This is a genomic window from Paenibacillus sp. V4I5, assembly GCF_030817255.1.
Taxonomy (GTDB): domain Bacteria; phylum Bacillota; class Bacilli; order Paenibacillales; family NBRC-103111; genus Paenibacillus_E.
On sequence record NZ_JAUSZB010000002.1, the window covers coordinates 7,403,344 to 7,416,972 of the forward strand.

General features: G+C 42.7%; 7 protein-coding genes and 1 pseudogene. 5 read left to right on the forward strand and 3 right to left on the reverse strand.

Going from position 1 to position 13,629, the window contains the following annotated elements; translation table 11 throughout:
• Positions 1–66: 66 nt before the first annotated feature.
• The 4 genes from QFZ78_RS35240 to cobA all read left to right on the forward strand — a co-directional run bounded on the left by QFZ78_RS35240 (position 67) and on the right by cobA (position 5,295).
• Positions 67–1,668 carry a spore germination protein gene (locus tag QFZ78_RS35240; RefSeq protein WP_483874728.1) on the forward strand — a complete coding sequence of 534 codons (1,602 nt, stop codon included), beginning with the start codon at positions 67–69 and terminating at the stop codon, positions 1,666–1,668.
• Between the two features lie 75 nt (positions 1,669–1,743).
• Complete coding sequence (locus QFZ78_RS35245; protein ID WP_307554324.1) at positions 1,744–2,934, forward strand: Ger(x)C family spore germination protein; 1,191 nt, start codon at positions 1,744–1,746, stop codon at positions 2,932–2,934.
• A 15-nt stretch (positions 2,935–2,949) separates the two neighbouring features.
• Entirely contained in the window at positions 2,950–4,044 is a 1,095-nt protein-coding gene (locus QFZ78_RS35250; RefSeq protein ID WP_307554326.1) for a GerAB/ArcD/ProY family transporter, read from the forward strand.
• Between the two features lie 483 nt (positions 4,045–4,527).
• Positions 4,528–5,295 (forward strand): uroporphyrinogen-III C-methyltransferase, encoded by a 768-nt coding sequence (cobA, locus tag QFZ78_RS35255; protein ID WP_307554328.1) that lies wholly within the window; start codon positions 4,528–4,530, stop codon positions 5,293–5,295.
• Between the two features lie 532 nt (positions 5,296–5,827).
• On the opposite strand, the gene QFZ78_RS35260 is transcribed toward cobA, so the two are convergent.
• The 3 genes and pseudogenes from QFZ78_RS35260 to QFZ78_RS35270 all read right to left on the reverse strand — a co-directional run bounded on the left by QFZ78_RS35260 (position 5,828) and on the right by QFZ78_RS35270 (position 8,918).
• Positions 5,828–6,667, reverse strand: a complete 840-nt coding sequence (locus QFZ78_RS35260; protein ID WP_307554330.1) for an aldo/keto reductase — start codon at positions 6,665–6,667, stop codon at positions 5,828–5,830.
• A 73-nt stretch (positions 6,668–6,740) separates the two neighbouring features.
• Positions 6,741–7,698 (reverse strand): annotated as a pseudogene (locus tag QFZ78_RS35265) (TIGR03571 family LLM class oxidoreductase).
• Positions 7,699–7,706: 8 nt separating this feature from the next.
• Entirely contained in the window at positions 7,707–8,918 is a 1,212-nt protein-coding gene (locus tag QFZ78_RS35270) for an MFS transporter (RefSeq protein WP_307554332.1), read from the reverse strand.
• Positions 8,919–9,762: 844 nt separating this feature from the next.
• Between QFZ78_RS35270 and QFZ78_RS35275 the strand changes: the two genes are divergently transcribed.
• Positions 9,763–13,629, forward strand: coding sequence for a galactose-binding domain-containing protein (locus tag QFZ78_RS35275; RefSeq protein ID WP_307554335.1), 3,867 nt, complete (start codon positions 9,763–9,765; stop codon positions 13,627–13,629).

Below are 13,629 nucleotides of genomic sequence, written 5' to 3' on the forward strand. Positions count from 1 at the left end.
ATTCAAGAGTATAACTCTTGAAAGGCAAGGCGAAAATGAAAGTTATTACATGTTAGAACTAGGTGGATGCTATCGATGAACAAATTTCTGCAGCGTTTTGCCCGGAAATATAATGAGGGCGCGCAACAAGACTCTCAAGCAAACATCAAACAAACCGATACACTTTCAAATAGCCTTCAGCAAAATATCAAGAAAATTTCTGAGTTAACTGGTAACAGTTCAGATATTTCCATTCGTACGTTTCAAGGGGCCAATAGTTTACCTATGGCTATTGTTTATATTAATGGTTTAACAGATACCACGATCATTAACGATAACATCATGAATCCGATCATGACCGATGCAGAAGTTAACATAGCTGGGCAAAGGACAGTATCCGATTCTTTGACGGTGATTAAAGATCAGATTCTTACTGTTAGTTCTACAAATACAGTGAGTAACATTGATGACTTCATGTCGGCTTTATACAGTGGAGATACCATTATTCTCGCAGAGGGCTGGAATCAAGGCATTACTGCAAGTTCTGCCAAATGGATGCAAAGAGGCGTAGAGGAGCCCTCGTCTCAATCTGTTATTCGCGGACCCAAAGATGGATTCACCGAGAATATAAGCACGAATATTGCGTTGCTCCGGCGTAGAATCAAAAGTCCGAATCTATGGAAGATCGATCGAAAAATAGGACGGGTGACACAAACGGACGTTAGTGTTATGTATCTTAAAGGGACGGCCAATGATTTAGTTGTGAACGAAGTGCTTCAAAGGCTGGATCGTATTGATATAGACAGCATATTGGAAAGTGGCTATTTGGAAGAATTTATTCAAGACCAAACCTTTACTCCATTTCCCACCCTCATAAACACGGAACGTCCTGACACAGTTGCGGCCTCCATCTTGGAGGGACAGGTTGCCGTTTTGATGGATGGAACACCATTTGCTCTTGTGCTGCCTATTACCTTTCTCAAGTTCTTTATTGCCAGCGAGGACTATTACCAGAGATTCGATATCTCTTCGTTTTTGCGTCTTTTGCGCTTCTTTGCGTTTACCATTTCGATGATTCTGCCTTCCTTATATATTGCAATTACGACTTTTCATCAAGAAATGATACCCACGACCCTTTTGATCAGTCTTGCTGCACAAAGGGAAGGAATTCCTTTTCCAGCATTCTTCGAAGCATTATTGATGGAAATCACATTTGAGGTGTTAAGGGAAGCGGGGGTTCGAATGCCTAGAGCCATCGGTTCCGCAATTTCCATCGTTGGAGCTCTTGTTCTGGGACAGGCCGCAGTTGAAGCAGGTCTTGTATCGGCAGCTATGGTGATCGTGGTAGCCTTTACGGCGATCTCCAGCTTCGTCGTACCGGCGTTTAACATCTCGATTGCTGCTCGATTGATTCGGTTCATATTAATGATTCTTGCCGCGGCACTAGGTTTGTTCGGGATTATGTCGGGGCTCTTTTTTCTCTTGATCCACATGTTGTCTCTACGCTCTTTCGGAGTTCCTTACATGACACCAATAGCACCTTTTGTGCCAAGTAACTTAAAAGATACTGTTGTAAGAGTGCCTTGGTGGATGATGGTCACCAGACCGCGTCTTTTCGCTAAGAATAATTATGTGCGCCAAAACGTAAACGCACATCCTAAACCTTCCGACAAGGAAAAGGAAAAGTAATCGTCTAGCATTCATACAACAGGAAAATGGACATCAAAAGGGGATTAGGACATGAAACGAGGGATAAACCTACTGTTGATCATCAATATGTTATTAGTTAATAGTGGTTGTTCGAACCATATCGAACTAAACAAATTGGGGATCATCAGCGCAATCGCCTTTGATTTAGATGAAAGCAATCAATGGGTATTGACCTTTCAAATCATCATACCGAAGTCAACCCAGAGTAAATCCGGTGGTGGCGGTTCCCAAGCTCCGGTTATCGTCTTTTCATCGAAAGGAAAGACCCTACTGGAGGCGATTCAAAAGAGTGATTTAGAGACACCTCGCCAGCTCTTTTTTTCTCATACTCGTGTTATTATTATTAGTCAACGTGTTGCTAAATATGGAGTCAACCAAATATTGGACGCTTACTTGAGAAGTTACGAATCAAGGGAAACTACGGATGTTCTCATTACAAACGGAGACGCGAAGAAAGTGTTAGAAATCCTTACGCCATTAGAAAACATTCCCGGAAACGCGATTTCCAATTTGATCAGTGGAGAGGGAAACAAACAAACCAACTTAGTTCAGTCCAAGTTAATTAATTTAATTTCCACAATGACCAATCCTTCCGCTAGCGCTACATTACCGGAAATCAAAATCATGGGTGAGCAAGAGGCACAAACCTCTTTAGAAGCACTGAAAGAAACTCGTAAATCCGCCGTATTAAAATTGGATAGAGTCGGGGTATTTAAGCAGGATAAATTAGCAGGCTGGTTAAGTCGGAAAGAAAGTCTCGGCATTCCCTGGATAACGAATCAATTACAAAGAACAACCATCGTATTTTCTTGTGAAGGGGAGAGCCGAAGCGAACAGCTATCCTCCTTTTTAGTAGAAAAATCCCACGCAAAATTAAAACCAAACATTTCGAATGGTAATTTGTTCATGTCTGTAGAAATTGAAGCCAAGGGAAACTTGATTGAAACGGCATGTAATCTGGATCTGAAACAGTCGAAAACCTTGAGAAAACTGGAAAAACATATCCAGGAGCAAATAATAATTGATGCAGAAAATTCCTTTCAAGCTCTGAAAAAAATGAAAACAGACACATTGGGCTTCGGGGACGCATTCCACAAATCTTACCCACAGGACTGGAAAAAGCTAAGCAAGAACTGGGAGAATGAGTTCGCAGAAATCAGAATGGACGTTAAAGTTCATGTAACGATCCGACGAACTGGAATGATTGATGATTCTTTTTCCAAAATATCCGGTAAAAAAGAATGAGAAAAGGGGCTTCGTATGGAGCGGATCAGCAAATATCAATTGGGTGCGATGATTATCCTATTTCAAATAGGAAGTACACCTTTATTTGAATTAGGAATCAAAGCTGGTCAAGACGCCTGGTTGGTGGTCATTACTAGCATGCTGCTAGGATTCATGCTGCTTTTTCTTTTTTTGATAATCCAACGAAGGGAACCTGAAAAAAATTTGAGTCAGCTTTTGATTCAATATTTCGGTTCATTTGTGGGGAAGTTTGTCTTATTACTTTATGTCCTGATGTTTTCTTACGAAGCCATGCGAAATGTGCGAGACTTTGGGGATCTTACCCTCTTGACCATTCTTCCGCGAGGTCCAATTTCCCTTATCATGCTGATTATGATAACTTTGTCGATCTATGCAATATACAAGGGAATAGAGGTCTTCTTTCGGTTGGCTGAATTTATCGTAGTTGGGGTGCTGACTTTTTATTTAATTTTGCTTATCATGCAACTTGTATCGGGTGTTGTTCATTTTGATTATCTTCTTCCGATTTTGGAAAATGGCATTCAACCAGTTTTAAAAGAAAGTATATCTAGCACTGTCTGGTTTCCATTTGGCCAAATGATGATTTTTCTCATGTTCTGGCGTTATTTAAACGAGAAGAAAGAGTTGGCTAAAACGTCGGTTCGATCTTTTTTTGTATCCGGGCTGGTTATCCTTTTCTCGAACATAATGAATCTGATCGTTCTGGGTCCGCAACTACTTAACATTAGTACTGTACCTTTATTACAAGCTGTTCAGTTGATTCAGATCGCCGAAGTATTCGAGCGTTTTGACGCACTTGTTATCTTGCTTTTTTATGCGGGGATATTTATCAAAGCGACATTATGGTTTTTGGCTGCCGTACTTGGGCTATCTCAGCTGTTTCAAACAGACTATCGAAGGTTTGCGCTTCCTGTTGGAGTCATTATTTATATAACTTCCCTTCTCCCGTCAAGCTGGCAGTTGCATCTGGAGATTGGGAAAATCGTCGGGGAGCAGTTTATGTTAAATAAGATATTCATTGGAGTCATACCGGCCATTCTTTTTCTTGTTATGTTGATTAAAGGACAGGGGAAACAAATTAAAGGATAGGATAGAATGGAATATGGCTCAATAATGCAATAAAGAGGTTGTTCCCATTAGTCTTCAGAGACTGAGGGGACAACCTCTTTGTTTTGGGAGATGTATCGTTAAATGTATGTAATTAAATATAACGTGATTATTCGGATGATTACATGAAACGTCCATAAAATTGGAATATAACCCGAACGATCGGACGGAAAAACAAATAAATAGTTCGATTAATATACGTATTCTTGTGTTAAACCTAAGGGGATTACAAATTATTGTTGATAAATACGAAGTCTTGATGTACATTAGTAATTAATATTCGTATGTAAGATAATATGACGTGTATTATTCAGGAAGGCCGAATAATTGATTATTCTAACAATTACATAACATTAAATGTAATGTGAGAGTGAATCACGATGAAGAAAAAATTGTTTTAGTAGGAAATGGAATGGCTGGAGTCAGCTGCATTGGAATAACTTTTGTTATTGAGGTGACAAATAAATGGAAAATAATAAAGGCAAAGTATTTTTTGTTGGAGCTGGGCCGGGAGATCCCGATTTAATTACTGTCAAAGGTTTAAAATGTATTCAATCTTCTGATGTGATCGTGTATGATCGCCTTGCCAATCCGGAACTATTAAATCATGCCCGTAAAGATGCGGAGTTCATTTATTGTGGAAAGCAGCCGAACCATCACCCGATTCAGCAAGAGCAAATCAATGAAATCATTGTCTTAAAAGCTCTTGAAGGAAAGATAGTTACTCGTCTAAAAGGTGGAGATCCTTGTGTTTTCGGACGTGTCGGAGAAGAAGCGGAGAAATTAGTTGAGCACGGAATAGCATTTGAAATCATACCTGGGATTACTGCGGGAATCGCTGCGCCCGCTTATGCAGGCATACCTGTTACACATCGTAAAGTGGCTTCAACGTTTGCCATGGTAACCGGGCATTTGTGTCAAGACGACACCATATCACCTGAAAAGTGGAAGGCGCTTGCTACCGGCATTGATACTATTGCATTTTATATGGGAATGGGAAATATCACTTATTTGTGTAACCAGCTTATTCACTATGGAAGGAACCCTGAGACGCCGGTTGCAGTTGTATCTTGGGGGACAACTGAGGATCAAAGGACAATAATAAGTTCGTTAAATAATTTGGAGAAAACGCTACAGGAACAAGATATGCCCAACCCGGCTATCATACTGGTTGGTGACGTCGTTCATTTAAGAGAAAGGCTGTCTTGGTTCGCCGAAAATAGTAGAGATTGAATAAGCATAAAGGCATGCTAATCGTATTATCCCCTTACAGTATACAGTGAGAAAAGAGTTCATTATTTCATGATTTCATGGACTAAACACTGTTTACCGGAGGGGGTTTTTTATGCTTTTTTGTATAAATATTTTTATGAATAATTATCAAATATCTAATTGGATTTATAGAACATCTAAATACAATAGGGCTTGTAACAAAAACAGCGAAATAACGCATCGTCGTTCCTCTTGATCATGAATTCGGGTGTTTTTCGTCCAAATAACGCATCGACGTTCCCTCGGGCAAATTCTGGTTATTTTCGTGCATTAAAAGGTATTGTGGCTGTCCCCAAAGCCATATTTGGGAAATTCAGCTCCCAATTTGTGAATTTCGCAGTCTGATTGTTAATTTCATTGGAATAATCCAATGGAAATACGAATTTCGTTCTGAATACCGATTTTCGAATGTGCCAGAAGGTCAATAGGCCTTAAGAGGCTGTCCCTAAGTATGACTTTTGGGACAGCCTCGTTTGTTAAATCTAATCTTAACTTAAAAATCAAAATTATCAGGATCTGGACCCACACGGCGATGCTGATCAAGTGCAGAAATAGCGGCCATATCGGTATCATTTAAGGAGAAATCAAAGATTTCTGCATTGGACTGAATGCGTTTAGCTTGAATAGATTTCGGAATCGTTGCCCAGCCGCTTTGCAGCTGCCAACGCAGTACGATTTGGGCAACTGATTTTCCCGCGCGATCTGCGATGGCTTGGATGACGGGTTCATGCAGGATCTCTCCCTGCATCAGAGGTGCCCAAGCGACGGCTTGTATCCCATTTTTATCTAAAAAAGATTTAAGTTCATTCTGAACAAGTCGCGGATGACGCTCTACTTGATTAATAGCCGGTTTCACAGTTGCATCTTTAAGCAGGTTTTCAAGGTGGTGGATGTTAAAGTTGCTTACGCCGATAGCTCCAACACGCCCTTCCTGATACAGAAACTCGAGCGCTCTCCAGCTTTCTAGATATTTATTTTCAACAGGCCAGTGTATCAGGTATAAATCAAGGGATTCTAAACCTAGGTTTTTTAAGCTTTTCTCATAAGCTGCTATAGCGCTATCGTAACCTTGGTCTGCATTCCATAATTTCGAGGTGATAAACAAGTCTTGACGTTGAAGGCCGGTGCGATTCAAGCCACGCCTGATACCTTCTCCAACCCCTTCTTCGTTCTGATAAATAGCTGCCGTATCAATATGACGGTAACCAACGACAATGGCTTCTTCAACCGCTGCAATGACGGTATCGCCATCCTCTACCTGAAAGACGCCTAGACCTAGCCAAGGAAAAGCTTTATCATGGTTTAATTGAATTGTATCTTGTAAGTGTTTCATTTGATTATCCTCCTAATATGGGGTGAAAAACAATGCCCACCCGGTTTCTGTTTATTTGATTAGACTTATGATTTCAAAGACTGTTTGGATGCGGTGGGAAGTGCGAAGCACGTATTCTCCAAGCTCATGTATGACCTCGCCAGCTGGTCGATCGCTGTCAAAGAGAGCGAAGAAGAGATGATTAACACCAATCGTTTTGTAAACTTCAATTAATTCGATTAGTTTATTCCTACCTATTCGAAAACCAAGCCGAATGGGTGTTGCTTCTTCATCTGGATCTTCCGCTAAATCGAGATGCATAGGCATAGAGAATGGACGAAACTCCGTATGGTTTTGGCGAGCAGCAGACTCACGCCACACCGTTATGGCTTCTAGCTGCCGCATAGGCCCTTGTGGATAGTACATCCATCCATCGCCGTTCTGTCCAAGCCAATCGAGCACTTGCTGTGCAAAGCCAGTTATCATGGTGGGAATTCTATTCTTCAGTTTTGGCACGAGTGTCGCTTGCTCAATATGACCATAACTGGAGTCAATTCTAGGATAGTGTTCATAAAGTGCCTTTTCTAGTAGGCTTCACGGAACTGGCTGCCGCGGCTAGCATGATCTACGACAAGCCCTTTGAAATCTGCTCGTCTATCTCCGGATGAAATTCCCATGATGAGCCTTTCGGGAAAGAGGGCTTCGATGGTAGCAACCTCTTTCGCCATCCTGAGTGGATGGCGAAGCGGAAGTACCAGCGCAGATGTTCCGACCGCAATTTGTTTTGTCTGACTAAGCAGGTGTGTACCGAAAATTAGACTATCATAAATTTGACCGACAGCCGGATCCCCAAACTAGGGATCTTCCAAAATAACGTCTCGGAGCCAGAGAGTTGTAAATCCATATCCTTCAGCAGCTTGAGCAAGCTCGACCTAATTAGCCATCGTAGGTGTTTTCGATTGAAAGTTTTCTAATGGAATATGGAGACCAAGCGTTAACCCGCCTTCTTTGTACATCCTTTGATAAGTTCGATGATGCTCAAACATATAAATGCCTCCTATTATGATTTCCGTTCCAGCTTAGCAGAAATACCAGTGAGCAGGATGGCAACGAGAACCATTAAAGCACCAATCCATGGGGTATGAACAAGTCCCATGGAGTCAATAACAACCCCACCGACGATTGAGCCAATAGCAATACCGACGTTGAACGCTGCAATATTGATCGCGGATGCAACATCGACCGCTGATGGCACATACTTTTCAGCCAGCTGGACGACATATAGTTGAAGACCAGGCACATTCATGAAAGCAAGCAAGCCCATTAAGATAACACCAATCACGCCAGCCACTTTAAATGGAGCAAGGAATGTTAAAAGGATTAGAACAGCTGCTTGAATAATAAACATCCAAAATAGTGCGCGTAAAGGATTCTTATTGGCTAATTTGCCACCAGCTGAGTTACCGAATGCAACAGCCACACCATAAATGATCAAGATAATATTAATCATGCCAGGACTTATGCCAGTCACATCGTGTAGGAGTGGAGTTAAATAAGTGAAAGCAACAAACGTCCCGCCATAACCGAATGCCGTGATCAGAAAGCCCAGGACCAAACGGCCATTGGTGAGCAAACGGAACATATCTGAAAATTTAGCTGGTGGAGATTGCTTAAGATTTTTAGGAATGAGTGCGGCACTGGAAATGATCGCAATGACACCCAACAAGGCAACGCCCCAGAAAGTCGCTCTCCAGCCGAAAGCTTGCCCGATAAATGTCCCCAAAGGAACACCGGTAACAATGGCGATGGTAAGACCAGTGAACATGAGTGCAATGGCACTGCCCTTTTTCTCTGGAGATACTAGCTGAACAGCAATGGTCGCTCCAATGGAGAAAAAGACACCATGAGAAAATGCGGTGATGAAACGTGCAATAAGCAATATTTCAAAAGACGGTGAAAGTGCAGCGATAACGTTACCGATGATGAAAACAACCATCAGCGTCATAAGCAAGGACTTCCGGCTCATCCGATTGGTAAGCGCGGTAAGGATCGGGGCTCCGACCGCGACACCAATCGCATAACCAGAAATTAGAAGGCCAGCAAGCGTAATGCCAATGTTTAAGTCATTCGCGATGGACGCGAGCAGGCCTACTGGAACAAACTCGGTTGTTCCGATTCCAAATGCGCTAATGGCAAGGGCAAGAAGCGCCCATGTTCCTGTTTTTTGCCTCACTTTATGTTGTGCTGCAGATTGTGATAATGAGTGGTTCATGTTTTGCCTCCTAATGACATGTATTTTGAACAGCTGTAAGCTTTACTTTCGCTTCACAAGTGCTATTATAAAACCATTAAGTTGTTTTTGGTAAGTACGTACTTTTAAGTACTATAGGGACTATTTAGGTATATAGGTACTAAAAAGTACCCTTAAATAAAAGGAGAGTTAGTAGCACTTATTTTGTCCTTATTCATCTTCTTAAGTAAACAGCCTTATCAATTTAAGTATTTCGTATCTGCGAACTAGACGGATTTTTTGTGTTCAGGAAAACAAATATGATTTTCAAAAAAGCATTTACTGACACAAACAGTATCGTTTTTCTAACAACCATTAAAATGGATTTTACTTAGTAAAAGTGGACATATTAAATTCATTACTGGTGGTAAAGAGTGCAAAGCACAAAAATGCCAACCAGTAATTACTGGCTGACTTCATAATACAAACGGATAGAATTTTAGTTGTTTTATGTTTTCTCCCCCCATCTTGCCGGTACTTCCACTAGAACCTTAACCTCCCAAGATGGCTATTGGAACAAATCGATAACGTGCTGAAATGCATTGAAGAAGGAATAGCCAGGCTTAAATGATAACTTAACAAAGGACTGTCCTTCTGTCATTAATGACCGATGGGACAGCCCTTTTTGTTCTTGTGCTGATTGCTAGAGGCTATCATTTAATTCAATCAAGAGTTCAAGGTCTGACGATCTCTAAAAATTTGACACGTGTAGAATATATGCGAAATTTGTAGTTTTATATTATTAATTCCTTCGTTTATGGTAAAATATTCTTAGGTAATTAGACCTAAATTCATAGGTCAAACCATATTGGAGGGAAATGATATCGTGTTTATTCAGAAAAATAGCGTTAGTCTTGTTATTTTGAGTTTCTTTTTGGTGTTGAGTTTGTTTCCATGGATGCTGCCGCAAATTGCGCATGCTTCAGATGGAACGCCATTTTCTACGATTCAAGTACCTGGAACGTTTGAGGCGGAGGATTTTAACACAGGTACGATGAATGATGTTTATTTCGCGCACCCGTCCTCACAAATGACTCGCGATACCACGTATCGGGATGTGCAAAATATCGATATTTTTAAAGAAGTGATTAATTCGGCAACTTATCGCTACGTGGTAAGTTCCAATGATCAGGTCAGCGGCTCGTCAACAGCGGGATATGTAAGTGAATATCTGAAATATACCGTGAATGTCAGCAGCGCGAATGCTGGCTGGCATGATATCAAATTCCGAGCAAAAATGGGTAGTTCCACAACGAAATCGTCGATAACCACTCTTGTAGACGGCATTCAGCTCGGTGCAACGGCTGCTATAACAGGCACAACTTTCCAGGACTATACGGTGCCAATGCCTGTTCATTTAAGCACAGGGACACATGTGCTGACGATTGAATTTGGCGGTCCGGATCCAGCGGCTTATTTGGACAGCATCACGTTTACAAAGCGAGGGGCTACACCAGCGTATCCTGCTCCAACGATCAAAACCGGCTTACTTACCTCGGAGGAGGTGGTTGTAGCCAATGTAACGGTGAGCGCGGATACAACGGGGACGAATGATGCGACAGCAACCATCCAGGCGGCTCTTGATCAAGCGCGGGAAATGGGCGGCGGTGTCGTATTTCTACCTGCGGGGACTTATCGATTGAACGGAGGCTTGACGATTCCTACCAATGTAACACTGCGCGGGGATTGGAAAAGTCCACTGGACGGCATACCGGCTGCGGGTACGATATTGGCTGCTTACAGTACGACTGCATCAGTGATTTCTTTGAACGCGCCGAATACGACCGTACGCAATCTCAGTATTTGGTATCCGAATCAAGGCAGCTACGCGGGGGGCGTGTTTACGCCTACCACATACCCGTACACGATTGATTCGAATTCTTTTGCGGCGAATGTAGCCAATGTAACGTTCTACAATTCGTTTAAAGGCATCCATTTTTCATCCGCTAGCGGCACCAATATAAGTAATGTTTACGGTACCTTTTTGTTTCAGGGCATTACGATGGATGGCAATTATGAATATTCCTACGTAACGAATGTGTTTATGGATACGGGAATATGGAAAAATGCGCCTTCGGCGATCACCAATAAACCGGACAGCACGCAGGCTGGTTACATTAAAAATTACACAAACTCATTTTTATATGGGATGAAACTATGGAAAAACGACGGGTTAACGATGTACGATATTAGCGTCAACGATGCGAAAATGGGAATTTTGATGGAACAAGGTCCGGCCACCTCTAACGGTTCCTATGGAGCTATGTCGAGAATTAACGCTTCCGTTCAGCAGGATTATTTGCGACCGGAGGTTGGTGAATTTCTCAATCTTGATCAGGTGTGGCAAGCACGCGGACAACATTATACGTTTGCTCCTGCGAAGAAGCCTTCAAGTGATACGAATTTTTATAATGTAAAAAATACGCCATACAATGCGACAGGGAAAGGGATCACTGATGACCGCACCGCGATTCAGACCGCGTTAACGGATGCAGGCAACGCCGGAGGCGGAACTGTTTTTCTGCCTCCAGGCTCATATAAGATTTCTACAACATTGAATGTTCCAAGCGGTGTTGAACTGCGAGGCAGCTACGATTACTTGCATGCGCATGAAAATCTAGATACAACGGTTTTGCTTGCCTATGACGGCAAGGATACTGCTTCACCGGATACGGCGACGGCCTTCATCACGTTGAATGCGAACTCGGGTGTCCGCGGGTTGACCGTCTTTCATCCTGAGCAAGGCTTTGTGAATGGCAGCGACGCTTCTATTCCATCCGATTTAAGAACGCTGTATCCGATTCATACGTATCCGTATGTCGTACGTAGTGCAGGCTCAGGTACCTGGATGAAATACGTCGAGCTTGAAAATAGCTACAATGGCGCTGATTTTGCCACGAATGCATCGAATGATTTTGTCGTTTCTGGCAATTGGATCAATGCGGCCAAAAAGGCAGTTTATGTGGGCGGCGGAACGCAGCGCGGCTGGGTGGAGCAAACGGTCGTCACCTTTGGTACACACTTTCAATCCAAACATAACAATAGTCCTCATACGTATGGCTTTACTCATGCCGTAAACTATACACTGGCTAATACGGATGCCCTGACTGTCGGCAATGGTAATGATCTGAAAACATTCGCTGTTGATTCCTTCGGTGTGAAATCAGGTATTCGTACGATTAAAGAAGGTGCGGGCGCTGGACCGCAAAATGCAACATTTTATTTGCCTTCCGTCGATACCTCTTCCGGTCCAAACGTATCCGTTGAAGGCGGCGGAACGATCCAGATGATTGGACTTCAAGCGGGAAGCAGCACAACGCAAAACTTTGCGCGAACGACTTCATCTTTTAGCGGTACCTTAAACATCTATGATTCTTTACTTTGGGGGAATATTGTCAAAAGCGTCAGTATCGGCGGAGGCAGCGTGAATGTCTACGACAAGGATCTGAGCACTTATTCCCTTCCAATTTCGCAGAATAAAACGGCAACAAGCAACAGCGCTTCGGGTGGGGATACAGCTAATCACGCCGTAGATGGCATGGGCACCTCCAAATGGGTTTCAACTGCGGCAGCACCTAATTGGCTGAAGGTCGATTTGGGGGCTTCTTATGATATTAGCCGCTGGGTTGTCAAACACGCAGGTTATAACGGCGAATCTACCGCTTTTAATACAAAAGACTATAAGTTGCAAATCAGCAGTGACGGCACGAACTTTAACGACGTTGATGCTGTAACGGGGAATACCGCCAATCTCACAGATCGGAATGTATCCGCAAACGGCAGATATGTCCGTCTCTATGTAACGGCAGGTCAGCAGGATGGAGCTAGCACTACTCGAATTGTCGATTTCGAAGTCCATGGTTTGACGAACATTGCCTTGAATCGAACAGCCACAGCAAATGCTAATAATTTGCCGAGTGAAGCGCCGCAGTATGCAGTCGATGGTTCAACAAGTACCAAATGGGTATCCGTCGCGGCATCACCCAACTGGCTGAAAATCGATTTAGGTAAGTCTTATCATTTGAAGCGTTGGGTCGTTAAACACGCGGGAGCGGGCGGAGAATCAGCGATATATAATACACGGGATTTTAAGCTGCAGGTGAGCAACGACGGCATCAATTTCACGGATGTCGACACGGTAACAGGAAATTCGACAAATATGACAGATCGAAACATCAATACCAATGCCAGATATGTTAGACTATATATAACGCAAGGCACACAAATCGGTTATGACGGTTATGCAAGAATTGATGAATTCGAAGTATATGGTACAGCAAGCGGAAATACAGCGTTTAACAAGACAGCGACGGCAAATGCCTATAATTTGCCTAGTGAAGCGCCGCAATATGCTGTTGACGGTTCGACGGGTACGAAATGGGCATCCATCGCGCAATCCCCGAATTGGTTGAAGATAGACCTTGGCTATATGACGAACATTAGCCGTTGGGTCGTGAAGCACGCGGCTGTAAATGGAGAATCTGCCAATTTCAATACCAAGGATTACAAATTGCAAGTGAGTAATGATGGTACTAATTTCACCGATGCCGATACGGTGACGGGAAACACAGCCAATTCTACGGATCGCAATGTGAACGCAACAGGAAGATACGTCAGATTGTACATTACACAAGGGACACAGACGGGATTTGACGGTTACGCCAGAATTTATGAGCTCGAAGTTTATAACTAA